Source organism: Actinomadura sp. KC06 (assembly GCF_004348735.1).
GTDB lineage: Bacteria > Actinomycetota > Actinomycetes > Streptosporangiales > Streptosporangiaceae > Spirillospora.
On sequence record NZ_SMKT01000060.1, the window covers coordinates 14846 to 40160 of the forward strand.

The window sequence follows — 25315 nt, forward strand, 5'->3', positions numbered from 1 at the left end:
ATCCGTTCACCCTCCGTTCCCCGGGATGAGTGATCATCCGTAAAGGGGTGGTAACGGGCCCGCCGCCCCTCGATCGTGGGTCCGGGGCGTGACGGAGGGCGGAGGGACCGGATGGACCGGATGCCGGACGAGACGTCCACCGGCGCGCCGTCGCCGCAGGGGCCGGGAGCGGCGGCCCCGAGGCGGGCCCGGCTCGCGGCGCCGTGGATCGTCGGCGGCCTCACCGCGGTCATCACGGCCGTGACGACGTCCCTGGACGCGCTGGACCTCGCCGCCCCCGTCCAGGTCGTCGTCACCAGCGGCGTCGCCCTCCTGGCGGGGATCGCGGCGTGGGGGACGCAGCAGGGCGGCCCCGGCGACGGCCCTCCCGGCCGGAACGAGATCGAGCCGGGCGTCACGCCGGCGCAGCTCCCGCCCGTGATCGCGCACTTCACCGGACGGGACGGATCGCTCGCCGAACTGCGCCGCGCCGCCGCCGACGGGACGGGCTCCCCGGCGTCCCCGCTGGTCGTGTCCCTGCACGGCCCGGCAGGGGTGGGCAAGTCGTCGCTGGCCGCCCGGTTCGCGCACGAGATCGCCGCCGACCACCCGGACGGCTGCCTGTACTTCGACCTGCGCGGCACCGGCGACGCGCGGGTCGCCCCGGAGGAGGTGCTGATCGGGTTCCTGCAGGCGCTGGGCGTCCGCCTGTCCACCGACCCCGGCGGCCTGCCCGAGCTGCAGAAGCTGTGGTGGACGTGGACGAAGGGCCGCCGGATCCTCGTCCTGCTCGACAACGCACGCGACGCCGAACAGGTGCGGGCGCTGCTGCCGCCCGTCGGGAGCTGCACGGTGATCGTGACGTCCCGGCAGCCGCTGCACCTGCGCAACACCTTCGACCGGCGGCTGCGGGAGTTCACCGGCGAGAGCGCCGTCGAGCTGCTCGGCCGGCTCGCCGGGCCGCAGCGGATCGCCCTCGACCCGGTGGCGGCGGAGGAGATCGCCGAGCTGTGCGGGTACCTGCCGCTCGCGATCGGGATCTGCGGCGGCCGCCTCGCCGCCCGCGAGTCGTGGACGCCGCGCGCGATGGCCGACCGGCTCCAGGACGAGCGGCGCCGCCGGCTGGACGAGCTGGAGACCGCCCGCGACATCGACACCAGCGTCCGGGCGAGCCTGGCGCTCAGCTACGACGACTGCAGCCGGACGCAGCGCCGCCTGCTGCGCACCCTGGCCATGCTCGACGCGCCCGACGTGCAGGCGTGGGCGGCGGGCGCGCTGCTCGGCGTGTCCGACCTGGAGGGCGACGACCAGCTTGAGGCCCTGGTGGACGCCCAGCTCGTCGAGTGCTCCGGGACGGACGCCACCGGACGGATGCGGTACCGGCTGCACGACCTCGTCCGCCTGTACGCGCTGGAGCGGACGGAGGTCGAGGACGCCGAGAACGAGCGCGACGCCGCCCTTGACCGCGTCCTGGACGGCTACCGCGAACGCGCCGAACGCGTGGCCGCGAGCCGCTGGCCCCAGGACTGGCACCGGCGGGCCGGCGAGGCGCCCGTCTCCGAGTATTCGGCGCTCGACTGGCTGACCAGTGAACGTCCCGCCCTTCTCGCACTGCTCGCCCAAGGCGCGGAACACGAAATGTGGAGTCTGGTGTGGCGCCTTGGCCGTGCCACATGCTCGCTGTTCCATTCGCTGCGTGTCTTCTGGCCGGAGTGGCGGGCGGCGGCCGAATTGACCTACACGGTCGCCACGCACATGAACGATGACCAGGCCGTGGGGATCGCCTTGCTTGAACGGTCGTCCGTCCAGGGCAACCAGGGCTTCATGGAGAGCGCGTACAACGACGCGTCCGAAGCCCTCCGCATCTTCACCGGCGGCAGGGAGATGTGGTGGCGCGCCCGCGCTCTCCGGGCCGCGGGGATGTGCCTGCGGGACGCCGGCAACGTCGACGAGGGTCAGGACTACCTCATCGAGGCGATCGACGCGTTCACCGACGAGGGCGACGCCTGGTGGCGGGCCAGGACGCAGCGCAACCTGGCGGAACTGCGGCTCGCCCAGCGCCGCTACGAGGAGGCCCGCGGCCTCCTCGAACAGGCCCTCCAGGTCTTCCAGCGCAACGGCAACCGGTACTCGGAGGCGCAGACGCTCCGCGCGCTCGGGGAGGTCCTGGCCGCCGAGGCCCGGGCGCTCCGGGCGTCCGGCGACACCGCGGCCGCCGACGTCAAGCACAGCCTGGCGGCGCCGACGCTGGAGCGGGCGATCGAGGCGTTCCGGCTGCGCGGCGAGCAGTGGGAGGCGGCCCGCTGCCTGCGCGCCGCCGGCGAGACCGGCGACCCGCGCAACGGCCTGCGGGAGCTGCGGTTCGTCCGCGAGTCGGCGCGGACGCTGGAGACGCTCGGCGACACGTGGGGCCTCGCCCGCACCCGCATCTCGGAGGGACGCGCCCTGGGCCGGCTGGGACGGCACGACGAGGCGGCCGAGGCGCTGCGGCGTGCGGTGGACGCCTTCGACGAGCTCGGCGACCGCTGGTGGCAGGCCCGGAGCCGCCGCACCCTCGCCGAGGTGCTCCTGGACGCGGGCCGCCGCGAACCGGCCGCCGCCCCCGCCCGCGAGGCCCTCGACCTGTACCGCAGCCTCGGCAACGCCTCCGGCGAGGCCCGCGCCCGCACCGTCCTAGCCCGCACCCAAACCCACACCGAGACCTGACCCGCCCGGCACCTGACCCGCACCCGGCCCTGAGCCGCGCCGCGCCGGGCCCTGAGCGGCGCCGGGGGCTGAGCCGGGTCGGGTCTTGAGCCGCGCCGGGGGCTGAGCCGCGTCGGGGCTGGCCCGGGCGTGGAGGACGGTGGAGGCCCTTTCCCGGCGGCGGGGGGCGCCGGGAAAGGGCCGGGCCTTGACCGGGGTGCGGTCAAGGGCGGGCCCCTGACCGGCGTCCGGTTGGTCAGGGGCCCGATGTCTCGGCTGCCTAAGGGGCTGGGAGGACCCCCTCTGCGAACAGCTCAGCCGAGACCGCTATCGGATGGCGTTGATGAGCTCGCCATTGGTGGTGTCGCCGCTGAGCTCCCAGAAGAACGCGCCTCCGAGTCCTTCGGACGCTGCCCAGCCCGACTTGCTGCCGATCGTGGCAGGTGTGTCGTAGCTCCACCATTGGTTACCGCAGTGCGCGTAGGCGGTCCCGGCGACCGTGCCGTTCGAGGGGCACCTTCCCTTGAGGTCCTTGTAGTCCTCGATGCCCTGCTCGTACTTGCCGGGTGCCGGGCCGGTGGCCGTGCCGCCGGGCTCCTTCTGGGTGACGCCCGTCCAGCCGCGTCCGTAGAAGCCGAGCCCCATCAGGAGCTTGCTTCCCGGGATGCCCATGGACTTCAGCTTGGCGATGGTGTCCGCCGTGTTGAAGCCCTGCTGCGGGATGCCCGGGTAGGACGTGAGCGGCGAGTGCGGCGCCGTCGGTCCCTGCGCGTCCCATGCCCCGAAGTAGTCGTAGGTCATGGGCAGGTACCAGTCGACGTGCTGCGACGCGCCCTTGTAGTCGGCCTTGTCGAGCTTGCCGCCCGAGCTGGCGTCCGCGGTGATCGCGGCGGTCACGAGGTTGTTCGAGCCGAACTTGGTCCGCAGCGCGCTCATCAGGTTCGTGAACGCGGCGGGGCCGCTCGTGTCGCAGGTCAGACCGCAGGCGTTCGGGTATTCCCAGTCGATGTCGATGCCGTCGAACACGTCCGCCCAGCGCGAGTCCTCGACCAGGTTGTAGCAGGACTCGGCGAAGGCCGCCGGGTTCTGCGCGGCCTGGCCGAAGCCGCCGGACCAGGTCCAGCCGCCGAACGACCACAGCACCTTGAGGTTCGGGTACTTCTTCTTCAGCTTGCGGAGCTGGTTGAAGTTGCCGCGCAGCGGCTGGTCCCACGTGTCGGCGACGCCGTCGACGCTCTGGTCCGCGCCGTACGCCTTCTCGTAGTCGGCGTACCCGTCGCCGATGGTGCACCGGCCGCCCTGGACGTTGCCGAACGCGTAGTTGATGTGGGTCAGCTTGCGCGCGGAGCCACTCGTGTCAATGTTCTTGACGTGGTAGTTCCGCTGGTAGACGCCCCAGTTGACGAAGTAGCCGATGACCTTGCCGGCCGTGCCGGTGCCCCCTTCGTCGGTGGTGACCTGGAGGGGAGCGGAAGCCGGGGAGCTCTTTCCAGAGGCGTCGTTCGCCTTGACCGTGAACGTGTAGGCGGTCTTCGGGGTGAGACCCGTGATGTTGGCGCCGGTCCCGCTGCCCGAGGCGACCTTGGTGGTGCCCTGGAAGACGTCGTAGCCGGTCACGCCCACGTCGTCGGTGGACGCGTCCCACGCGAGCCCGACGGTCGTGGCGGACTTGTTGACGAGGCGGAGGCCCATGGGGGTGGTGGGAGCCTCGAGGTCCTCCCCGCCGTTGCCGCCGCCGTCGCAGGCGGCGCCGTTGACCTTGCAGCCGGTGAAGAAACCGGGCCCGGTTCCGTTGAACCCGAAGCTCACCGTGGTGTTGGCCGCGAGGGTGTTGCTCCACGTCGGGTTGGTGAAGGTGTAGTGGTTACCGGAAACGGTCTTGGTGGCGTTCCAAACCGACGTCACGCTCGTCCCGGATGGCAGGTCACCTTCGACCTTCCAGCCGTTCAAGGGGGCAGTGGTCCCGTTCGTGATCGTGCACGTGCCGCCAAAGCCGGTGCCCCAGTCCTGGGTCTTCTTACACTCGGCGGTGACCGTCCCGGCCGACGACGCCGGAGGCGCCGCCACCAGGGCGGTGGAGACCGCCAGGATTGCCGCGCCGGCGAGCGCGATCGCCCGCCGTCCGCCCGGTCTTGACATGATTCTCCGTTCGTTCGGCCCCCGAAGCAAACAGGAATCCCCGCTCAATTCTTAGGAAACTTTCCTAAGAATTGGGTGGATCGTAACCGGGTGGAACGGTGCGTTCAAGGGCTTTCGGGCAGGTCGGATGCGTCAATGCAGGTGGTCTAAGCGGCTGCCTGGGCACGTACGGGTTCAAACCGTCCAAGAATTTTCAGGCCGAGCCGAACCATCCGGGGACGTCGAGCCGCCACGGGTCGTCCGGCGTGACCCGGCGGAGGTCCCGCTCCAGGGCCCGGACGCGGTCGGCGCCGAGCCGCCGGACCCAGTCGTCCCGGACCCGGTCGAAGATCCGCGCGGAGCGGGCCAGCGAGTCGGTGCCGCGCGCGGTCAGCCGGACCAGCTTGCGCCGGGCGTCGGACGGGTCCGCGCCGCGCTCGACGTACCCGGCGCGCTCCAGCGACTCGATCATCTTGCCCGCGGCCTGCTTGCTCACCCCGAGCCGCCGGCCGAGCTCCACCGCGGTCGTGCCGTCCGGCCCGATGGCCTGGAAGACGAACCCGTGCATCGGACGCAGGCCGGGATGCCCCTGCTCGGCCAGCTCGGTGTGCACCTCGTCGACGATCACGCGGAAGGCGAGGAACAGCCGCAGCGGCAGCTCGTAGCCGGGCGCGTCCGGGGGCCCGCCGCCGGGCTCGTCATTTGACATGAAAGACAACCTCATTGACTATAAGGACAACCACATTGTCTAACTTAGGGGATCGGGGCTCATGACGCTCATCCGCGACGCAGAAAGCCGCCGCACCGACACGCCGAACGGCACCATGACCACCTTCGCGACGCCCACCCAGGGCGGCACGGAGGGCCTCGCGCTCTGGCGCGTCGACATGGCGCCCGGCCGGACCGGGCCGCTGCACGCCTTCGACACCGAGCAGATCTGGACGTTCCTGGACGGCGCCGCCACCATCGACCTGGACGGACGCAAGCTGGAGGCGGGCCCAGGCGACACCGTCGTCCTGCCCGCCGACGTCCCGCGCCAGATGACCTCGCGGCCGGACGCCGGGTTCACCGCCGTCGTCGCCGCCCACGCCGGCTGCCTCGCCTACGACCCGGACGCCCTTGTGGACGACACGAAATGCGACATCGCCCCTCAAGGCGACGAGCGGCTCGTCCCGCCCTGGGCGAAATAGCCGACTCAAGCGCCCAGGTAGGCGAGGACCGCGAGGACGCGCCGGTTGTCGTCCTCGGACTGCGGCAGCCCGAGCTTGGCGAAGATGCTGTTCGTGTGCTTGCTGATCGCCTTCTCGGTGACGAACAGCTTCGCCGCGATCGCCGCGTTCGACCGGCCCTCCGCCATCAGCCCGAGCACCTCGCGCTCGCGGGGGGTGAGCTGCTGCAGCGGCTCCTCGCGGGCGTGCCGGGTCAGCAGCTGCGCCACCACGTCCGGGTCGAGCGCGGTGCCGCCGTCCGCGACCCGGCGCACCGCCTCCACGAACACCTTGACGTCCGACACCCGGTCCTTCAGCAGGTAGCCGATGCCGCCGGTGCTGTCGGACAGCAGCTCCCGCGCGTACAGCTGCTCGACGTGCTGCGACAGCACCAGCACCGGCAGGCCCGGGATCTCGCGGCGCGCCTCCAGCGCGGCCCGCAGCCCCTCGTCGGTGAACGTCGGCGGGAGCCGCACGTCCACGACCGCCACGTCCGGACGGTGCGTGGTCAGCGCCCGCTGCAGCGACGGCCCGTTGTCCACGGCCTCGACGACCTCGAAGCCGAACGCGCCGAGCAGGCGGATCAGCCCGTCTCTGAGGAGGGCGAGATCTTCGGCGATGACAACGCGCACGGCAGCTCCATGGTCACGACGGTCGGCCCACCGGGCGGGCTCGTCACGGCCATCGTCCCATCGAAGGCGGCCAGCCTGCGCTCGATCCCGCGCATCCCGGAACCCTGGGCGGGATCGGCGCCGCCCGTCCCGTCGTCGCCGACGATCATGAGCAGCCGGTCGTCCGAGTGCTCGATCTGCAGCCAGGCCCGCCGCGCGCCCGAGTGCTTGACGACGTTCGCCAGCATCTCCGCGACCGCGAAGTACGCCGCCGACTCGACCGGCGCGTCGGCGCGTCCGGGCAGGTCGGTGTGGACGTCGACCGGCAGCGGCAGCCCCAGCGCCAGCGCCCGGACGGCCCCGTCCAGGCCCCGCTCGGCCAGCACCGGCGGATGGATTCCGCGCACCAGGTCGCGGAGCTCCGTCAGCGCCGTCCCGCTGGCGGCGCGGGCCTCGGCCAGGAGTTGCTGCGCGGTCTCCGGGTCGTGCTTCATCATCTCCTCGGCGAGCCCGATGTTCATGCTCAGCGCCACGAGCCTGGCCTGAGCGCCGTCGTGCAGGTCCCGTTCGATGCGGCGCAGCTCGGCGGCGGACGCGTCCACCGTCTCCAGCCGGGTCTCCGTCAGCCGCTGGACGCGCTCGGTCAGCGCGGCCCGCGTCGGCGCGAGCAGCGACTGGCAGAACAGCGCGTGCGCCTTCAGGAACATCGGCCCCACCGGGACGGACACCACCAGCATCACCGCCGCCAGGAAGACGGTGGCGACGATCCCGAAGACCCCGTAGTCGTCCAGCGGCCAGAACGGGCCCCACCCGTAGGCGGTGATCTGCGCGAGCCACGGCGCGACGAAGACGCCCTCCAGCCCGTAGAGGCCCAGCAGCCCGGCGAGGATCCCGAGGACGAGCGCGATGGGCACGTTCAGAAGCGTCCACAGCAGGTCGCGCCACGTCGCAGGGTCGGAGAACAGCCACTTCAGCCGCCCGAACGGCCCGAGCCCCGGCGGCTCCGGCCGGTACGGGACGGCGATCTCCACGCCCGACCATTCCGCCGCCCACACGCGCTGCTGGTTGGCGACCCCGCGGATCGCCTGGATCACCACCGGCGTGAGCACGACCCCGACCCCCAGCGGGATGAACGCGATCGACAGCACCGCGAGGATGAACAGCGGCAGGTTCGCCACGTACGCCACGACGATCTGCACGACCCCGCGGACGAGGTTGGTGAAGGCACGCCGCCCGTACACCCCGAGACGCGGCCCGATGACCAGTTCGCGGTCGCTCACCTGTACCTCCACGGCTGCTCTGTCCGGTGGATCCCGGCCCCTGTCCGGTAGATCCTGTAGATCCCGGCCCCGCCACCATTGTGGTCGACCATCGGCCACGGCTCGGTGGTGTTAGGCCCCCTCTCGTCCGCGCCGGAGGTGGACTTAGACCTACCCTGCCTTAATGCGACGGCGGCACCGCGAACCTGCTCGGCAGTGTGGAGGGATACGCCGATCTGCTCGATCGCGTCCGGTCGGCGGTCGGCGTGATCCACTATTGGACGTCCGGCCGGACGAGCGAACGGGTGCCCGGCCACCCCTCGTGTGGGACAACTCAGACTGAAAGCGAAAATCGAGCTGTGACAGCGACCATGAGCCAGACGTCCGCCGGGCATGACGGCCCGCCGCCCATCACCCAGCGCATCGCCGAGGAGATCGGCGTCGGCGAGGGGCAGGTCCGGGTCGCGGTGGAACTCCTCGACGGCGGGGCGACCGTCCCGTTCATCGCCCGCTACCGCAAGGAGGCGACCGGAACGCTCGACGACGCGCAGCTGCGCGCCCTGGAGGAGCGGCTGCGCTACCTGCGCGAGCTGGACGAGCGCCGCGCCGCGATCCTGGAGTCGATCGAGTCGCAGGGCAAGCTCACCGGCGAGCTGCGGTCCCAGATCATGGCGGCCGACTCCAAGGCGCGGCTCGAGGACATCTACCTGCCGTACAAGCCGAAGCGGCGCACCAAGGCGCAGATCGCCCGCGAGGCCGGGCTCGAACCCCTCGCCGACCTGCTGCTCGGCGACCCGTCCAACGACCCGCAGACCGCGGCCGCCGGATACGTGGACGCCGACAAGGGCGTCGCCGACGAGACCGCCGCGCTGGAGGGCGCCCGCGCCATCCTCGTCGAGCGCTTCGCCGAGGACGCCGACCTCATCGGCGCGCTGCGCGAGCGCATGTGGAACCGGGGCCGGATGGTCTCGCGCGTCCGGGACGGCAAGGAGGAGTCGGGCGCGAAGTTCTCCGACTACTTCGAGTTCGCCGAGCCGTTCGCGAAGCTGCCCTCGCACCGCGTCCTCGCGCTGTTCCGCGGCGAGAAGGAAGAGGTCCTCGACCTGGAGCTGGTGCCGGAGGACGAGCCGGAGCCGGGGCAGCGCAGCTCCTACGAGGCGGAGATCGCGCGCCGGTTCCAGATCACCGACCAGGGCCGTCCGGCCGACAAATGGCTGGCCGACGCGGTCCGCTGGGCGTGGCGCACGCGGATCCTCGTGCACCTCGGCATCGACCTGCGCACGCGGCTCCGCCAGGAGGCCGAGGACGAGGCCGTCCGCGTGTTCGCCGCGAACTTGCGCGACCTGCTGCTCGCCGCCCCCGCCGGGACCCGCTCGACCATGGGCCTCGACCCGGGCCTGCGCACCGGCGTCAAGGTCGCGGTCGTGGACGCCACCGGCAAGGTGGTCGCCACCGACACGATCTACCCCCACGAGCCCCGCCGGAAGTGGGACGAGTCGATCGAGACCCTCGCCCGCCTCGCCCGCGCGCACAATGTCGACCTCGTCTCCATCGGCAACGGCACCGCGTCCCGCGAGACCGACAAGCTCGCCGCCGACCTGATCGCCCGGCACCCCGATCTCAAGCTCACCAAGATCATGGTGTCGGAGGCGGGCGCGTCGGTGTACTCGGCGTCGGAGTACGCGGGGCGCGAGCTGCCCGGCATGGACGTGTCGCTGCGCGGCGCCGTCTCCATCGCCCGCCGGCTCCAGGACCCGCTCGCCGAACTCGTCAAGATCGACCCGAAGTCGATCGGGGTCGGCCAGTACCAGCACGACGTGTCCGAGGTGAAGCTGTCCCGCTCCCTCGACGCCGTCGTCGAGGACTGCGTGAACGCCGTCGGCGTCGACGTGAACACCGCGTCCGCGCCGCTGCTCACCCGCGTGTCCGGCATCGGCGAGGGGCTCGCGGAGAACATCGTCGCCCACCGCGACGCCAACGGCCCGTTCCGCAGCCGCCGCGGGCTGAAGGACGTCCCGCGCCTCGGCCCGAAGGCGTTCGAGCAGTGCGCCGGATTCCTCCGCATCCCCGGCGGCGACGACCCGCTCGACGCGTCCAGCGTGCACCCGGAGGCGTACCCGGTCGTCCGCCGGATCCTGAGCGCCGCCGGCGCCGACCTCAAGGGGCTGATCGGCAACACCGCCGTGCTGCGCTCGCTGAAGCCCGCCGACTTCGTCGACGACACGTTCGGGCTGCCGACCGTCACCGACATCCTCTCCGAGCTGGAGAAGCCCGGCCGCGACCCGCGCCCGGCGTTCAAGACCGCGACGTTCAAGGAGGGCGTCGACAAGCTCGCCGACCTCGAACCCGGCATGATCCTGGAGGGCGTCGTCACCAACGTGGCCGCGTTCGGCGCGTTCGTGGACGTCGGCGTGCACCAGGACGGGCTCGTCCACATCTCCGCCATGTCCGACAAGTTCGTCGCCGACCCGCGCGAGGTGGTCAAGCCCGGCGACATCGTCCGCGTGAAGGTCCTGGACGTCGACCTGCAGCGCAAGCGCATCTCGCTGACCCTCCGCCTGGACGACGAGCCCGGCCGCGACCAGCAGGGCGGCGGACGGCAGCGGCCCCGGCAGGGCGAGCGCCGCGACCGCGGCGGACAGCAGAACCGCGGCGGCCAGAAGCCGCGCGGCGACGGACATGGCCAAGGCAGCCAAGGCGGTCAGAACAGCGGGAAAAGCCAAGGCGGCGGGCGCGGGCAGAACCGTGGCGGTCAGGACAGCGGCAGCGGCGGAGGCGCGATGGCCGACGCGCTCCGCCGGGCCGGGCTCGACAAGGGACTCCCCGGCAACGACCGGAAGGGCCGCAAGGGGCGCTAGTCGGTGAAGCCGCGCCAGCGGCCGTCCGCCCCCGTCTCGGTGGGAGCGGGACCCTGCGGACGGACGGGCCGTCGCGGCGGCGTCTGCTCCGGACGGTCGTAGGGGCCCCGGCCGAGCAGGTCCTGTGCGTGCGGGGAACGCTGCGGGGGCACCGGCGCGGCATGCGGCATCCCCTGGTCGGCATGCCCGGCATGCGTCCCGCCGACCGCATGTTCTCCGGCCGCGTGCTCCCCGACTACAGCCGGGTCACTGCGCGCGGGGTCCCTGACCGGCGGGTAGCCCAACGGGTCCTGCGTGGACGATGCGCCCACATGGGAGGGCTCCCGCGGCTCGTCCTCGATGGGCCGGTGCCGCGGGAACTGCAGGACGGCGATCACCCCGAGCGCCAGCGCGCCCAGCCGCATCCCGGAGTGCGCCATGTCCTGCGGCCACTGCTCCGCGTACAGGAACGTCCCCATCGTCAGCAGGTAGGTCTTGGCCGCCACCGTCATCACGGTCGACACGATCGAGACCCGGCAGCGCTGGAACGCCATGACCATGATCCCGAACCCGATCGCCGCCGAGAACACCGTCAGATACGGCCACGGCGTCAGGACGATCTCCGGCCGCGCGGCGTCCGCGTGGTCGCTCCACCCCTTGATCGCCAGTTCCGCGGTCCCGACCGGGAAGCCCGAGCTCAGCCCGTAGGCGATGCCGGTGACCGGCCGGGCGTGCCGCCCGTCCGGCCGGTAGTCGCCGAGCACCAGGATCAGCACCGGCACCGCGATCGCCGGGCCCACCACGACCGCGATCTTCCACAGCGGCGCGTCCGCCGAGCCGATCGGCTCGTCCCCCCTGAGCGAGGCGGTGAGCAGCAGGATCGCGCCGCCGATCAGCAGCAGGCTCAGCCACTCCCGGGCGGTCAGCCGCTCGCCGAAGAACACCAGCGCGATCAGCAGCAGCGGGACCATGCCCGACATGAAGATCGGCACCGCCGTGGACAGCGGCAGCTTGCTCAGCGCCAGGATCTGCAGGCTGAGCCCGCCGAGCACGAACGCGAGCGCGATCAGGAAGATCCAGTTGCTGACGATCGTCCAGGTCATGTGCAGGATGCGGTTGCCCCGGAGAGGGGCCATCCGGTCCGCCGCCACTTTGAAGAAGGCGAACCCGAGGTAGTAGAGACCGGTCGCACTGAAGGCCGCAGCTATCCCGTTCATCCCGGACGAGTATGGGGGTTCTGGTGCTGGATGTCACTGCCTGTGCGGTATTGCTGACGCGGATTCGGCGGTCCGGGGGGCGTCCGATGTCCGCAGCCGGCGCCGCTACCCCATAGACTTGGCCGCGCGAAGGCGCGGAGCCGTGTTCGGCGTGCCCGCGCCGCTGAGAGACTGACCGGCCGATGGACGACGCGAACGGGCCGAAACGATGCAGGCCGTCCGCGCGCAGGGCCGAGGGCCTCGCAGGCAGCACCCAGAAGCACGCGTCGAACGCCGCGGCGAGAAAGCGCCCGATCAAGGAGACCGACCCCAGTGAAGACCGATGTCGAGGAGCTGACCCCCACGCGGGTCAAGCTCACCGTCGAGGTTCCGTTCGACGAGCTCAAGCCGAACCTCGACAAGGCGTACAAGGAGATCTCGCAGCAGGTGCGGATCAAGGGCTTCCGGCCCGGCAAGGTCCCCGCCCCGCTGATCGACAAGTACGTCGGCCGGGGCGCGGTGCTGCAGGAGGCGGTCAACGACGCGCTTCCCGGGCTGTACGGCCGCGCCGTCGAGGAGTCCGAGCTCTTCGTGCTCGGGCAGCCCGACGTCGAGGTGACCGAGCTGGAGGACGGCACCCAGTTCGCGTTCACCGCCGAGGTCGACATCCGGCCGAAGTTCGAGGTGCCCGACTACGACGGCCTCGAGGTCGTCGTGGACGACGCCGAGGTGACCGACGAGCAGGTCGAGGAGACCCTCGGCAACCTGCGCGAGCGGTTCGCGTCGCTGACCACCGCCGAGCGCGCGGTCGAGGAGGGCGACTTCGCCACCGTCGACCTGGTCGCGCGGATCGACGGCGAGGAGGTCGAGGACGCGTCCACGTCCGGCTACTCCTACGAGGTCGGCAGCAAGTCGTCCGTCGAGGGCCTGGACGACGCGCTCATCGGGCTCGCCGCGGGCGAGGAGGCCACCTTCACCGGCGCCCTGACCGGCGGCGAGCACGCCGGCGAGGAGGCCGAGATCACGGCCACCGTGCAGAGCGTCAAGATCAAGAACCTGCCGGACCTGGACGACGAGTTCGCCCAGCTGGCCAGCGAGTTCGACACGATCGACGAGCTCCGCGACGACGTCCGGACGCGGCTCGGCCGGCAGGTGAAGGCGCAGCAGCTGTCCGACGCGCGCGACAAGGCCCTCGAGGCCCTGCTGGAGAAGGTCGACATCCCGCTCCCCGACAAGGTCGTGGAGGAGGAGGTCGGCCGCCGCAACCAGCAGCTGGAGCAGCAGCTCCAGATGGCCGGCATGACCAAGGAGGACTACCTCAAGGACGAGGAGAAGTCCGAGGAGCAGTTCGACACCGAGGTCGCCGACGCCGCCCGGCTCGCGGTGAAGGGCGGCTTCGTCCTCGACCAGCTCGCCGTCCAGGAGGAGCTGAACGTCGAGAACGAGGAGCTCAGCGAGTACGTCGTCACGCAGGCGATGCAGATGGGCGTCCAGCCGCAGCAGCTCGCCCAGTACCTCACCGAGAACAACCAGCTCCCGGCGATCGTCTCGGAGGTGCTGCGCAGCAAGGCGCTGAACCTCGTGGTCGGGCACGTCACCGTCAAGGACGAGTCGGGCAACGTCATCGACGTCGAGGCCGTCCAGCGCGAGCTGAACGGCGAGACGGCCGAGGCCGAGACCGCCGAGGCCCAGGCCACCGACGCCGAGACCACCGACGCCGAGACCGCCGACGCCGAGACCGCCGAGCAGGCCGAAGAGAACGAGCAGGCGGAGGCGGAGACCGGGGAGACGGCCGGAGGGGCGGCTGAGGCCGCCGCTGACGAGTCCCCGGCCGCCGAGCCGGAGGACGCCCAGGACAAGTCCTCCTAGGACTTTCTGGACGTTCTGCACCGCACTGGACACGCCCCGCATCCGTACACCGGGTGCGGGGCGTGTCGCGTATTCCCGTGACACGCCGCGGCGACCGGGTACGCCCCTGGCGAAAAGGCGGCCCCACGGGCTTAACCGGGCCTGTGAGCGCGTTAATGTCCAATCATCCGAACCGATAAAAAGACCGGAGGAACACCGGTGAGCATGCCTCCGACTTTCGACGAGTCGTCGCGGATCCAGGCGCGGGTCGCCGAGGCCCCCATGTTGCCTCTGGGCGACCAGCTGTTCCAGCGGCTGCTGCGCGAACGGATCGTCTTCCTCGGCCAGCAGGTCGACGACGACATCGCCAACCGCATCAGCGCGGAGCTGCTGCTCCTGTCGGCCGAGGACGGCCGCCGCGACATCACGCTCTACATCAACTCGCCAGGTGGCTCCGTCACCGCCGGCATGGCGATCTACGACATCATGCAGTACGTCCCGAACGACGTCGTCACGGTCGGCATGGGCCTCGCCGCGTCGATGGGCCAGTTCCTGCTGTGCGCGGGGACGCGCGGCAAGCGCTACGCCCTGCCGCACGCCCGGATCATGATGCACCAGCCGTCCGGCGGCATCGGCGGCACCGCCTCCGACATCAAGATCCAGGCGGAGCAGATGCTGTACGTCAAGCGGACGCTCGCCGAGAAGATCGCCGAGCACACCGGCCAGCCGCTCGACCAGATCGAGCGCGACTCCGACCGCGACCGCTGGTTCACCGCCGACGAGGCCAAGGACTACGGATTCGTCGACCACGTGGTGCTCAGCGCCACCCAGGTGCCCTCCGAGGGCACGGTCTCCTGACGACCTGACATTTATCGGAGGCACACAGTGAGCGACCTCATCCGACCCGGCTTCACCGATCTGGTCCCGGGCGCCCAGGCGGGCGGGCCCCCGGCGCCGGTCGAGAACCGGTACATCATCCCGTCGTTCGTCGAGCGCACCACGTACGGGGTCAAGGAGATGAACCCGTACAACAAGCTGTTCGAGGAGCGGATCATCTTCCTCGGGATCCAGATCGACGACGCGTCCGCCAACGACGTGATGGCCCAGCTGATCACGCTGGAGTCGATCGACCCCGACCGCGACATCAGCATCTACATCAACTCGCCGGGCGGGTCGTTCACCGCCATGACGGCGATCTACGACACGATGCAGTTCGTGAAGCCGGACATCCAGACGGTCTGCATCGGCCAGGCCGCGTCCGCCGCGGCGGTGCTGCTCGCCGCCGGGACGCCGGGCAAGCGGGCCGCGCTGCCCAACGCGCGGATGCTGATCCACCAGCCCGCGACCGAGGGCACCTACGGCCAGTCCAGCGACATCGAGATCCAGGCGCGCGAGATCATGCGGATCCGGGAGCTGCTGGAGACGATCCTGGCCGAGCACAGCGGCAAGAGCATCGACCAGGTCCGCAGGGACATCGAGCGCGACAAGATCCTCACGGCGGCGGAGGCGAAGGAGTACGGTCTCATCGACGACGTCTTCGCCAGCAGGAAGCGCAAGGCCGAGGTAGTGTCGTCCTGAGACGGCACGAGGACGAGGGAGACCCCCGAGCCCGGTCGTCACACTTCCGGGCGAGGGGCTTCCCAAGTCCGTTGGAGGCGGTAACGTCGAAACCAACGTCGAGAGCCTTCGGGACGCAACCGAGCTGCGCCGCAAACTGCATGGCGGTCGGCCCCACGAAAAGGAGACAGTTGGGTGGCACGCATCGGCGACGGCGGTGACCTGCTGAAGTGCTCGTTCTGCGGAAAGAGCCAGAAGCAGGTCAAGAAGCTCATCGCGGGTCCGGGCGTGTACATCTGCGACGAGTGCATCGATCTCTGTAACGAGATCATCGAGGAGGAGCTCTCCGAGACCTCCGACCTCAAGTGGGACAACCTGCCCAAACCGCGGGAGATCTACGAGTTCCTCGACTCCTACGTGATCGGGCAGGAGACGGCGAAGAAGGCGCTGTCCGTCGCCGTCTACAACCACTACAAGCGGATCCAGTCGGGCGACACCGGCCGGGACGACCCGGTCGAGATCGGCAAGTCGAACATCCTGCTGCTCGGCCCCACCGGATCCGGCAAGACGCTCCTCGCGCAGACGCTCGCCAAACTCCTCAACGTCCCGTTCGCGATCGCGGACGCGACGGCGCTGACGGAGGCCGGGTACGTGGGGGAGGACGTCGAGAACATCCTCCTCAAGCTCATCCAGGCGGCCGACTACGACGTCAAGAAGGCCGAGACCGGCATCATCTACATCGACGAGGTCGACAAGGTCGCCCGCAAGAGCGAGAACCCGTCGATCACCCGGGACGTGTCGGGCGAGGGCGTCCAGCAGGCGCTGCTGAAGATCCTCGAGGGCACCACCGCGAGCGTCCCGCCGCAGGGCGGCCGCAAGCACCCGCACCAGGAGTTCATCCAGATCGACACCACCAACGTGCTGTTCATCTGCGGCGGCGCGTTCGCCGGCCTGGAGAAGATCGTCGAGTCGCGGGTCGGGAAGCAGGGGATGGGCTTCGGCGCGCAGATCCGGTCCAAGTCCGACTTCGACGAGTCGTCGGCCGTCCTCGGCGAGGTCATGCCGGAAGACCTGCTGAAGTTCGGCATGATCCCCGAGTTCATCGGCCGGCTCCCGATCATGACATCGGTGCACAACCTCGACCGCGAGGCGCTCATCAACATCCTCACCGAGCCGAAGAACGCGCTGGTCCGCCAGTACCACCGCCTCTTCGAGCTCGACGGCGTCGACCTGGAGTTCACCGACGACGCGCTGGAGGCCATCGCCGACCAGGCCATCCTGCGCGGCACCGGGGCCCGCGGCCTGCGCGCCATCATGGAGGAGGTCCTCCTGTCGGTGATGTACGAGGTGCCGAGCCGCCAGGACGTGGCCCGCGTCGTCATCACCCGCGAGGCCGTCCTGGAGCACGTCAACCCGACCCTCGTCCCGCGCGACCGCCCCAAGCGGGAGCCGCGCGAGAAATCCGCGTGATCGGGGTGTGACGGGACGGAACGCCCTCGACCTCGCGGTCGGGGGCGTTCGGCATTTCAGGCGAGGGCGTTCGGCGTGCCAGGCGTCAGTGGCGGGTGGTGGATTCGCCTAGGCCGGCTTCGCGGGCCACGACGATCGCCTGGGCGCGGTCGGCGACGTGGAGCTTCATGAAGATGTTCGAGACGTGGTTGCGGACGGTCTTCTGGCTGAGGAACAGCGTCCCGGCGATGTCGGCGTTGCTGCGGCCCTGCGCGATCAGCCCGAGGACCTCCCGTTCCCGCTCGGTGAGCTCGGGGAACGCGGCGCGGCGCGGGTCGGGCATGTCGGTGAAGTACGTGAGGACGCGGCGGGCGATCTCGGGGCCGTAGATGGCCTCGCCGGCCGCGACGGCGCGGACCGCGCGGGCGATCTCCTCGGCGCCGGACTCCTTGAGCAGGTAGCCGCGGGCGCCGGCGCGCATCGCCGCGAACACCGAGTCGTCGTCGCGGAACATCGTCAGCACGAGGACGCCGATGCGGGGGCTCGTCCGGGTGATGGTGCGGGTGGCCTCGATGCCGTTGCCGCCGGGCATGTGCAGGTCCATCACGACGACGTCCGGCTGCAGCTCGGCCGACAGCCGCACCGCGTCAGGACCGTTCTCCGCCTCGCCGACGACGTCCACGCCCAGCGCCTGCAGCAGGCCCTTCAGGCCCTGCCTGAACACCGGGTGGTCATCGGTGATGAGGACCCGGATCGTCTCCGCCATCTACGCCCCGCCTCTTCCCGTGGAAGGACGATGATACCCGGCGGCGGCCGCCGCGGCGGCGAGCGGGAGATGGGCGGTGACGACGGTCCCGCCGCCGTTCCGGGACATGATCGCGCAGCTCCCGCCGACCTCCGCGGCCCACTCCTTCATCGCCGCCATCCCGCGCCGGCTCGGCTGGCCGCCGTTGCGGGACGAGTCGGGCAGGCCGGGGCCGGTGTCGGCCACCATCAGGTGCAGTTCGGCGTCCCGCGTCAGCCGGACCATCGCGGTGCTCTCGGGCGCGTGCAGCCGGACGTTCGTCAGCGCCTCCTGCGCGATGCGGTACGCCGCGACCTCCACGGCCGCGGGCAGTTCCAGGTGCTCGCCGTCGAAGCGCACGTCCACCCGTTCGCAGCAGCCCTCGGCGAACGACTCGATGGCCGCGACGAGCCCGAGGTCGTCGAGGGCGGGCGGGCGCAGGCCGTGCGCCAGGTCGCGGATCTCGCCGACGGCCGACGCCAGCCTGTCCCGGACGTCGGCGAGCAGCGGATCGGCACGTTCCGGTTCGCAGGCCAGCGTGATCCGGGCCGCGTCCAGCGACATGGCGAGGCTGGCGAGCGTCGGGCCGAGCCCGTCGTGCAGGTCGTGCCGCAGCCGGCGCCGCTCTTCCTCCCGGCTGGCGAGGATCCGTTCCCGCGATCGCTGCAGGTCGGCGGTGAGGCGGCGGAGGTGGGGGATGGTCGCGGCACGCGCCGCCACGGCCCCCGCGGTGAACGCGCCGGCCAGCACGGCTGCACGTGCCAGTGCCGTTCGCATCCCGTCCCTCCCTTCGCCTCTCCGTTTCGGGTGTTCCCCGCAACCCTTTCCGGCAGGGCGACCCGGTGTCAGGTGACCTGTGTCCCGATCCCGGCGGGAAACGCCGGCCGCGGGCAGCGGCCGCCTACCCATAGAATCGTCAGCCGTGACACAGTCCAGCACTCAGCGCGGCCAGGGGGCCGCCGCAGACGTCGACCTGCCCACCCAGTACCGTCCGGCGGACGTGGAAGGCCGGCTCTACGAGCGGTGGGTATCGGCGGGGCTGTTCACCGCGGGGCAGGACGGTCCCCCGTTCTCGATCGTGATCCCGCCGCCGAACGTCACCGGCTCGCTGCACATGGGGCACGCCCTCGACCACTCCATCCAGGACACGCTCGTCCGGCGGCGCCGCATGCAGGGGCACGCGACGGTGTGGGTGCCGGGCATGGACCACGCGGGCATCGCCACCCAGAACGTGGTGGAGCGCGAGCTGGCCAAGGAGGGCGTGTCGCGGCACGACCTCGGCCGCGAGGCGTTCGTCGAGCGGGTCTGGCAGTGGAAGGCGGAGTCGGGCGGGCGGATCCTCGGCCAGATGCGCCGCCTCGGCGACAGCGTCGACTGGACGCGCGAGGCGTTCACCATGGACGACGACCGTGCCCGGGCCGTCCGGACGATCTTCAAGCGGCTGTTCGACGACGGCCTCATCTACCGCGCCGAGCGCATCATCAACTGGTGCCCGCGCTGCCTGACGGCCCTGTCCGACATCGAGGTCGAGCACGAGGACGTCGACGGCGAGCTGGTCTCCATCCGGTACGGGGCGGGCGATCCTGCTGGTGACGGTGACAACGCGATCGTCGTCGCGACCACGCGGGCGGAGACGATGCTCGGCGACACCGCCGTGGCCGTCCATCCCGAGGACGCCCGGTACGCGCACCTGGTCGGGCGGGAGATCGAGCTTCCGCTGACCGGCCGCCGCATCCCCGTCGTCGCCGACGAGCACGTCGACCCCGAGTTCGGGACGGGCGCCGTGAAGGTGACCCCGGCGCACGACCCCAACGACTTCGAGATCGGGCGGCGCCACGCGCTGCCGTCCCTGTCGGTCATGGACGAGCGCGGCGTCGTCACCGCGTCCGGGCCGTTCGAGGGCCTCGACCGGTTCGAGGCGCGCCCGGCGGTCGTGGCCGCGCTGCGCGAGCAGGGCCGGATCGTCAAGGAGGTCCGCCCCTACCAGCACTCGGTCGGGCACTGCCAGCGGTGCGCCACGGTCGTCGAGCCGCGCGTGTCGCTGCAGTGGTTCGTGAAGGTCGAGTCGCTGGCGCGGGAGGCGGGCGACGCCGTCCGCGACGGCCGCGTCACGATCCACCCGCCGGAGATGGCGGCCCGCTACTTCGAGTGGGTCGACAACATGCACGACTGGTGCATCAGCCGGCAGCTGTGGTGGGGCCATCGCATCCCCGTCTGGTACGGGCCGGACGGCGAGGTCGTCTGCCCGGCCGCGGACGAGGAGCCGCCCTCCGGCTGGACGCAGGACACCGACGTCCTCGACACCTGGTTCTCCTCGGCGCTGTGGCCGTTCTCGACGCTGGGGTGGCCCGGCCAGACTGAGGACCTGAAGCGCTTCTACCCGACGTCCGTGCTGGTCACCGGGTACGACATCCTGTTCTTCTGGGTCGCCCGGATGATGATGTTCGGGCTGTACGCGATGGACGGCGTCCAGCCGTTCGACACGATCGCCCTGCACGGGATGGTCCGCGACCAGTTCGGCAAGAAGATGTCCAAGTCGTTCGGGAACGTCGTCGACCCGCTCGACTGGATCGAGGCGTACGGGGCGGACGCGACCCGGTTCACGCTGCTGCGCGGCGCCAACCCCGGCGGCGACGTCCCGGTGGCGGAGCAGTGGGCGCAGGGGTCGCGCAACTTCTGCAACAAGCTGTGGAACGCGACGCGGTTCGCGCTCATCAACGGCGCGCACGTCCGCGGCGAGATGCCCGCCGAGGTCTCCACGGTCGACGCGTGGGTCCTGTCGCGCCTCCAGACGGTCATCGCCGAGGTGGACGCGCACCTGGAGTCCTACGACTTCGCGAAGGCGTGCGAGACGCTCTACCACTTCGCGTGGGACGAGGTCTGCGACTGGTATGTCGAGCTGGCGAAGGTGCAGCTGGCCGACGACAGGGCCGAGGCGACGCGCCGGGTCTTGGGCGAGGTGCTCGACAAGCTGCTGCGGCTGCTGCACCCCGTGATCCCGTTCGTCACCGAGGAGCTGTGGACGTCCCTGACAGATGGCGAGACGATCGTCACCGCGCCGTGGCCGTCCGCCGAACCCGGACGCGCCGACCGCGACGCCGAGGCGCTCGTCGAGTCGCTGCAGCGGCTCGTGACCGAGGTCCGGCGGTTCCGCGCCGACCAGGGCCTCAAGCCGGGCCAGAAGGTCGCGGCGGCGCTGGAGTGGGGCGGCTCGCCGCTGGCGGCGCACGAGGAGGGCGTCCGCGCGCTGCTGCGCCTCACCGAGCCGGGCGAGGGCTTCGCGGCGACCGCATCCCTGCCCGCCGAGGACGTCACCGTCCGGCTCGACACCGCGGGCGCCATCGACGTCGCCGCCGAGCGCAAGCGGCTGGAGAAGGACCTCGCGGCCGCCCGCAAGGAGGTGGAGCAGGTCGGCCGGAAGCTCGGCAACGAGGCGTTCATGGCCAAGGCGCCCGAGGCCGTCGTCGCCAAGAACCGGGACCGGCTCGCCCAGGCCGAGGCGGACATCAGGCGGCTGGAGTCGCAGCTGACCGCGCTGCCCGCGGTCTGACACGGCAGCGGAACCATCGGGAGTGCAATGGCCGAATCACCCCCTCGGTCCGAGATGCCGGACTCCTCGTCCGGCGATGACCTGGACGCGCCGCAGGCCGTCGAGGACGGCGACCCTCCGGAGGACGCCGCGGCGGCTCCGTGGGGCGACTCGCGTCCGTGGTGGTCAGCCGACTCCGGCGACGGGACGGGCCCGCACGCGGCCTTCCCGGACGGGACCGGCCCGCAGATCGTGATCCGGGACGCGTCGGGCGGGCACCCGATCGTCCCGGACGGCACGGGCCCGCTGCCCGTGGTCCCCGGCCCGCCGGTGGGGCCTTTCCCACCCCTCCCGCCGCTGCCCGGCGCACCGCTCCCCGGAACCGCGCGGAGGCGGTTTCCGAGGTTCCTGCTCGTCGCGGGCGCCGCCGTTGTCGGGACGGTCGTGCTCATGGCGGGCGTGCTCGCGTTCCGGACGGGCGTCGTCGACGACGGCGGCGGCGTCGATGGCGGGAAGAAGGCCCCTGGCGGGAAGGACGCCCGCGCCGCCGGGGTCCCGGCGTCCGAGAAGGTGATCAGCGCGGGCGCGACCGCGGGCGGCATGCGCATGGACGGCCTGACCTCCCCCCAGGCGAGCGCGGCGTACCCGTTCGTCGCCAGGGCGATCGAGGCGGCCGGGGTCCCGGTCGCCGAGCGCGGCAAGGCCGTGTACAGCGAGGAGCCCGTCCGGCCGATCAACGTCCTGTTCGTCGGCGGGACGGGCCAAGTCGGCGACCCCGCGGAGTTTCTGCAGAAGGCGCAGCCCACGACGTTCATAGCCGGGCAGCCCGCCGACCCCGGTGAGAAGGGCGGGAAGGCCCTCTGCGGAACGTTCGCCGTCCTCGCCGATACGCACACCTACTGCGCGTGGGCGACCGCTGACTCCTACGGCGTCGTCGCGTCCAACCGTCCGTCGCTGAACCCGCGGTTCACGCTGATGGCCGAGATCATGCAGCGGATCAGGAAGGACGTCGAGAGGCCGCGGTGACGAAGAGCCGCTCGGTGTCGGCGCCGACCGCGTCCAGGACGAGCCCGGTGAAGTAGACGGTCCCGAGGACGACGACGCGGCGCCCGAGCGCGGCGAGGGACGCGGGCGTGACGGCGTCCGAGCCGACGACGTCCCAGCCGGACGGCAGCGGACGCGTGAAGCGCAGATGCGGTAGCGGCAGCCGGACGAACGTCACCGGCAGCCCGTCCAGCGCGGCGACGGCGCCGTCCAGGTCCTTGTGGTCGGGGAGGCAGACGACGACGCGGTCGATCGCGCCCCAGACGCGCCGCGCGGCGGTGAGGGCGGCGGCGATTCCCGTCCCGTCGACGGCGGAGTCGACGAGCAGCCGTGTCGCCGATCCCGGTTCGTCGAGCGGAGCTCGTCCGTTGAATGGCGGTGGGTGGGGGCTGGAGGACGGTTCGTCGAGTGGAGCTCGTCCGTTGAATGGCGGTGGGTGGGGGCTGGAGGACGGTACGTCGTGCCAGGACAGCCGTCCCGGCAGGACGACGGACGCCAGCACATCGCAAAGCGTCCCGTCCGGCGGCTCGGTGACGCCCGGCAGGCGGCGGGCCGCGACGACGCCGAGTTCGGCGCTCCCGCGCACCAGCCCGCCGGGCAGCAAGTCCTCCGCGAGCCCGCTGCCGCCCGCCTCCACCCGCTCCACATCTCCGAGCACCCCGGTGACCTCGGCCGACTGCGGCGCGGACAGCACGGCCGTCGTAGGCCCGGCCACGCCGAGCTTCTCTTCCGCGATCTCCGCCGGGGTGTCCCCGAGCACCCCGGCGTGCTCCCGGAAGATCGGCGTGATCGCCACGACGGCGGGCGGGAAGAGGGAGATCTCGTCCGACCGTCCGCCCATGCCCGCCTCCAGGACGATCGCATCCGCGCCCACATTCCGCGCGTGCACGACGCCCGCGATGGTGAACAGCCCGGACGGCGACAGATAGCCCCCCGCAGGCGGCGGTAGAGCACCAAGGGCCTCGTCCAGAACGCTCCCCAGGAAGGCCAACTCCTCCTCCGAGACCGCGCGCCCGTCCACCCTTATCCTTTCGCGATTGCTGCGAAGCTCAGGACTCGTGACCGTGCACACCCGCAGACCGGAGGCCGCCAGATAGGCGGACGCGTAGGTGGCCGCCGTTCCCTTCCCCTTGGACCCCACGACGGTCAGGACGGGCACGTCCGGGGAGAGGACGTCCAGCACGGTCGCCAGCGCGCGCGCCCGCCCGATATCGCGGGTCTCGCCGGGCGCCCGCCGCTCCCATTCCCGGAAGAACGCGTCCATGACTCCAGTGTGGGTCCGTCCGGAACCCGGGGGACCGCCGAGTAGGCTCTGAGATCGTGAATCAGGTATCCGAGCCGTCCGACTACCGGCGCGCAGTCGGCGCGATCATGGCCCGCGGGGTCGAGTGGGAGATCGATCCCACGCTCGACCGCGTCCGCGACCTGGTCGACGTCCTGGGGGAGCCCCACCGCGCCTACCCGGTGATCCACATCGCGGGGACGAACGGCAAGACCAGCACCGCCCGGCTCATCGAGGCGCTGCTGCGCGAGCGCGGCCTGCGCACGGGCCTGTTCACCAGCCCGGAGCTGACCTCCCTGCGGGAGCGGATCGCGATCGACGGCGAGCCGGTCAGCGAGGAGCAGTTCGTCGCCGCGTACGAGGAGGTGCTCCCGTTCGCGCAGCTGGTCGACGGCAAGCACACGGCGCGCCTCTCGTTCTTCGAGGTCCTGACCGCGATGGCGTTCGCGGCGTTCGCGGACGCGCCGGTCGACGTGGCCGTGGTCGAGGCCGGCATGGGCGGCGCCTGGGACGCGACGAACGTGGCCGACGGCGTCGTCGCCGTCGTCACCCCGATCGGGCTCGACCACACCCGCTACCTGGGCGACACCATCGAGGAGATCGCCGGGGAGAAGGCGGGGATCATCAAGCCGGAGTCGGTGGCCGTGCTGGCGCAGCAGCCGGTCGAGGCGGCCGAGGTGCTGCTGCGGCGGGTCGTGGAGGTCGGCGCGGCGGCGGCGCGCGAGGGCGTCGAGTACGGCGTGCTCAGCCGGGACGTCGCCTTCGGCGGCCAGCAGGTGGGCCTCCAGGGCCTGCACGGCCGCTATGACGAGATCTTCCTGCCGCTGTTCGGCGAGCATCAGGCGAGCAACGCCGCGACGGCCCTGGCCGCCGTGGAGGCGTTCGCCAGCGGCGCGCCGACCAGGGGAGAGACCAATCTGGAGGCCGCCACCCGCGTCGCGCCCGGCGAGGCGTACCTCGGCGGGAACGAGGGCCAGCTCGACCCGGCGCTGGTGCGCAGCGGCTTCGCCAAGTCCGCCTCGCCCGGGCGCCTGGAGGTCGCGCGGACCGGCCCGACCGTCCTGCTGGACGCGGCGCACAACCCGCCCGGGATGGCCGCGACCGTCGCCACGGTCACCGAGTCGTTCGGCTTCACCCGGCTCGCCGGGGTCCTCGCGATCGCCGCGGACAAGGACGTCGCCGGCGTCCTCGACCAGCTCGAACCCGTCGTCGCCGAGCTGGTCGTGACGCGGAACTCCTCGCCGCGCTCGATGCCGCCCGAGGAGCTGGCCGAGCTCGCCGGGAGCATCTTCGGCCCGGAGCGCGTCCATCTCGAGGACCGCCTGGACGACGCGATCGACCGGGCGATCGGCCTCGCCGAGGAGACCGGCGAGTACCGGGGCGCCGGGGTCCTGATCACCGGCTCGGTGGTCACGGCCGGCGACGCCCGGACATTGCTGCGCGTCGGGGAAGGCCGGTGACGGGGATGAGCGCCGGTACCGCGCCGAATCCGGTCCGGAGGCTGTTCGCGACCGTCCTGGCCTGCGAGGCCATCGTGATCGCGCTCGCGATCCCGGTGGCGGTGGCCGTGCTGGACGTGGACGGCGCGACCGCGGGCGCGGTGTGCGGGGGCCTCGCCGTCGCGTGCCTGCTGATGGCGGGCCTGCTCCGGTTCCCGTGGGCGGTCGCGGCGGGCAGCGTGCTGCAGGTGCTGATCATCGCGACCGGGTTCATGGTGCCGGCCATGTTCTTCCTCGGCGCCGTGTTCGGGGCGCTTTGGGCGACGGCCGTTTGGATGGGACGCAAGGCGGAGCGCGCCCGGCCGCGCTAAATTCGCGAGGGACGCATTCATTCATCTGCCGATTCCGTGCAATTCCAATCCTTTCCCTGATTCCGACATATTTCTCATTTGGGAAATGCGTGAGCGGCGGATGACGATCCTGCGAAGGA

Annotated in this window: 19 protein-coding genes; 11 read left to right on the forward strand and 8 right to left on the reverse strand. The window is 71.5% G+C overall.

The genetic code is table 11. The features are described 5' to 3' along the window. The first annotated feature begins 111 nt into the window (after positions 1 to 111). Positions 112 to 2685, forward strand: coding sequence for a tetratricopeptide repeat protein (locus tag E1287_RS20305; protein WP_131966618.1), 2574 nt, complete (start codon positions 112 to 114; stop codon positions 2683 to 2685). A gap of 306 nt (positions 2686 to 2991) precedes the next feature. Here the strand turns inward: E1287_RS20305 and E1287_RS20310 are convergent, their stop codons facing one another. Both E1287_RS20310 and E1287_RS20315 read right to left on the reverse strand, forming a co-directional pair. Next, complete coding sequence (locus E1287_RS20310) at positions 2992 to 4803, reverse strand: glycoside hydrolase family 18 chitinase (protein ID WP_131966619.1); 1812 nt, start codon at positions 4801 to 4803, stop codon at positions 2992 to 2994. Positions 4804 to 4996: 193 nt separating this feature from the next. Further along, a complete protein-coding gene (locus E1287_RS20315) occupies positions 4997 to 5491 on the reverse strand; it encodes a MarR family winged helix-turn-helix transcriptional regulator (RefSeq protein WP_207934334.1) in 495 nt (164 codons plus the stop codon). Between the two features lie 61 nt (positions 5492 to 5552). On the opposite strand from E1287_RS20315, the gene E1287_RS20320 reads away from it, so the two are divergent. Further along, on the forward strand, positions 5553 to 5972 hold the full coding sequence (locus E1287_RS20320; protein ID WP_131966621.1) for a cupin domain-containing protein: 420 nt from the start codon (positions 5553 to 5555) through the stop codon (positions 5970 to 5972). A gap of 5 nt (positions 5973 to 5977) precedes the next feature. Here the strand turns inward: E1287_RS20320 and E1287_RS20325 are convergent, their stop codons facing one another. Both E1287_RS20325 and E1287_RS20330 read right to left on the reverse strand, forming a co-directional pair. After that, on the reverse strand, positions 5978 to 6622 hold the full coding sequence (locus E1287_RS20325) for a response regulator transcription factor (RefSeq protein WP_131966622.1): 645 nt from the start codon (positions 6620 to 6622) through the stop codon (positions 5978 to 5980). Beyond that, the gene (locus E1287_RS20330; RefSeq protein ID WP_243719239.1) at positions 6574 to 7881 is read right to left on the reverse strand and encodes a sensor histidine kinase; all 1308 of its coding nucleotides are present in this window, start codon (positions 7879 to 7881) and stop codon (positions 6574 to 6576) included. Before E1287_RS20330 ends, E1287_RS20325 begins: the two co-directional genes overlap by 49 nt. A 350-nt stretch (positions 7882 to 8231) precedes the next feature. Here E1287_RS20330 and E1287_RS20335 point away from each other — a divergent pair, with 350 nt between their 5' ends. Next, positions 8232 to 10718, forward strand: a complete 2487-nt coding sequence (locus E1287_RS20335) for a Tex family protein (RefSeq protein ID WP_131966638.1) — start codon at positions 8232 to 8234, stop codon at positions 10716 to 10718. On the opposite strand, the gene E1287_RS20340 is transcribed toward E1287_RS20335, so the two are convergent. Then, entirely contained in the window at positions 10715 to 11914 is a 1200-nt protein-coding gene (locus E1287_RS20340; RefSeq protein ID WP_131966623.1) for a hypothetical protein, read from the reverse strand. The genes E1287_RS20335 and E1287_RS20340 overlap by 4 nt on opposite strands. Positions 11915 to 12226: 312 nt before the next feature. Between E1287_RS20340 and tig the strand changes: the two genes are divergently transcribed. From tig to clpX, 4 genes are all read left to right on the forward strand, one after another. Beyond that, complete coding sequence (tig, locus tag E1287_RS20345) at positions 12227 to 13762, forward strand: trigger factor (protein WP_131966624.1); 1536 nt, start codon at positions 12227 to 12229, stop codon at positions 13760 to 13762. Between the two features lie 204 nt (positions 13763 to 13966). Further along, the gene (locus tag E1287_RS20350; RefSeq protein WP_131966639.1) at positions 13967 to 14599 is read left to right on the forward strand and encodes an ATP-dependent Clp protease proteolytic subunit; all 633 of its coding nucleotides are present in this window, start codon (positions 13967 to 13969) and stop codon (positions 14597 to 14599) included. 60 nt (positions 14600 to 14659) lie between these two features. After that, complete coding sequence (locus tag E1287_RS20355) at positions 14660 to 15319, forward strand: ATP-dependent Clp protease proteolytic subunit (protein WP_131966640.1); 660 nt, start codon at positions 14660 to 14662, stop codon at positions 15317 to 15319. 174 nt (positions 15320 to 15493) lie between these two features. Further along, positions 15494 to 16768: an ATP-dependent Clp protease ATP-binding subunit ClpX gene (clpX, locus tag E1287_RS20360; RefSeq protein ID WP_131966625.1), complete on the forward strand. Its 1275-nt coding sequence runs from the start codon at positions 15494 to 15496 to the stop codon at positions 16766 to 16768. A gap of 85 nt (positions 16769 to 16853) precedes the next feature. On the opposite strand, the gene E1287_RS20365 is transcribed toward clpX, so the two are convergent. Continuing rightward, complete coding sequence (locus E1287_RS20365; RefSeq protein ID WP_131966626.1) at positions 16854 to 17513, reverse strand: response regulator transcription factor; 660 nt, start codon at positions 17511 to 17513, stop codon at positions 16854 to 16856. Beyond that, complete coding sequence (locus E1287_RS20370; protein WP_131966627.1) at positions 17514 to 18308, reverse strand: sensor histidine kinase; 795 nt, start codon at positions 18306 to 18308, stop codon at positions 17514 to 17516. 145 nt (positions 18309 to 18453) lie between these two features. On the opposite strand from E1287_RS20370, the gene E1287_RS20375 reads away from it, so the two are divergent. Both E1287_RS20375 and E1287_RS20380 read left to right on the forward strand, forming a co-directional pair. Then, a complete protein-coding gene (locus E1287_RS20375) occupies positions 18454 to 21081 on the forward strand; it encodes a valine--tRNA ligase (RefSeq protein WP_131966628.1) in 2628 nt (875 codons plus the stop codon). A gap of 27 nt (positions 21082 to 21108) precedes the next feature. Then, on the forward strand, positions 21109 to 22086 hold the full coding sequence (locus E1287_RS20380; protein ID WP_131966629.1) for a hypothetical protein: 978 nt from the start codon (positions 21109 to 21111) through the stop codon (positions 22084 to 22086). Here the strand turns inward: E1287_RS20380 and E1287_RS20385 are convergent. After that, positions 22058 to 23368, reverse strand: a complete 1311-nt coding sequence (locus E1287_RS20385) for a hypothetical protein (RefSeq protein WP_131966630.1) — start codon at positions 23366 to 23368, stop codon at positions 22058 to 22060. The genes E1287_RS20380 and E1287_RS20385 overlap by 29 nt on opposite strands. A 107-nt stretch (positions 23369 to 23475) precedes the next feature. Between E1287_RS20385 and E1287_RS20390 the strand changes: the two genes are divergently transcribed. Further along, positions 23476 to 24846 (forward strand): folylpolyglutamate synthase/dihydrofolate synthase family protein, encoded by a 1371-nt coding sequence (locus E1287_RS20390; RefSeq protein ID WP_131966641.1) that lies wholly within the window; start codon positions 23476 to 23478, stop codon positions 24844 to 24846. Between the two features lie 5 nt (positions 24847 to 24851). After that, positions 24852 to 25196, forward strand: a complete 345-nt coding sequence (locus tag E1287_RS20395; RefSeq protein WP_131966631.1) for a DUF4233 domain-containing protein — start codon at positions 24852 to 24854, stop codon at positions 25194 to 25196. Positions 25197 to 25315 lie beyond the last annotated feature (119 nt).

What these genes read in the sequence shown, in the direction of transcription:
- E1287_RS20305 (WP_131966618.1), top strand. Translation starts at nt 112, where the DNA reads ATGGACCGGATGCCGGACGAGACGTCCACCGGCGCGCCGTCGCCGCAG.
- E1287_RS20310 (WP_131966619.1), bottom strand. Translation starts at nt 4,803, where the DNA reads ATGTCAAGACCGGGCGGACGGCGGGCGATCGCGCTCGCCGGCGCGGCA.
- E1287_RS20315 (WP_207934334.1), bottom strand. Translation starts at nt 5,491, where the DNA reads ATGTCAAATGACGAGCCCGGCGGCGGGCCCCCGGACGCGCCCGGCTAC.
- E1287_RS20320 (WP_131966621.1), top strand. Translation starts at nt 5,553, where the DNA reads ATGACGCTCATCCGCGACGCAGAAAGCCGCCGCACCGACACGCCGAAC.
- E1287_RS20335 (WP_131966638.1), top strand. Translation starts at nt 8,232, where the DNA reads ATGAGCCAGACGTCCGCCGGGCATGACGGCCCGCCGCCCATCACCCAG.
- E1287_RS20340 (WP_131966623.1), bottom strand. Translation starts at nt 11,914, where the DNA reads ATGAACGGGATAGCTGCGGCCTTCAGTGCGACCGGTCTCTACTACCTC.
- E1287_RS20350 (WP_131966639.1), top strand. Translation starts at nt 13,967, where the DNA reads ATGCCTCCGACTTTCGACGAGTCGTCGCGGATCCAGGCGCGGGTCGCC.
- E1287_RS20365 (WP_131966626.1), bottom strand. Translation starts at nt 17,513, where the DNA reads ATGGCGGAGACGATCCGGGTCCTCATCACCGATGACCACCCGGTGTTC.
- E1287_RS20370 (WP_131966627.1), bottom strand. Translation starts at nt 18,308, where the DNA reads ATGCGAACGGCACTGGCACGTGCAGCCGTGCTGGCCGGCGCGTTCACC.
- E1287_RS20380 (WP_131966629.1), top strand. Translation starts at nt 21,109, where the DNA reads ATGGCCGAATCACCCCCTCGGTCCGAGATGCCGGACTCCTCGTCCGGC.
- E1287_RS20385 (WP_131966630.1), bottom strand. Translation starts at nt 23,368, where the DNA reads ATGGACGCGTTCTTCCGGGAATGGGAGCGGCGGGCGCCCGGCGAGACC.
- E1287_RS20390 (WP_131966641.1), top strand. Translation starts at nt 23,476, where the DNA reads ATGGCCCGCGGGGTCGAGTGGGAGATCGATCCCACGCTCGACCGCGTC.
- E1287_RS20395 (WP_131966631.1), top strand. Translation starts at nt 24,852, where the DNA reads ATGAGCGCCGGTACCGCGCCGAATCCGGTCCGGAGGCTGTTCGCGACC.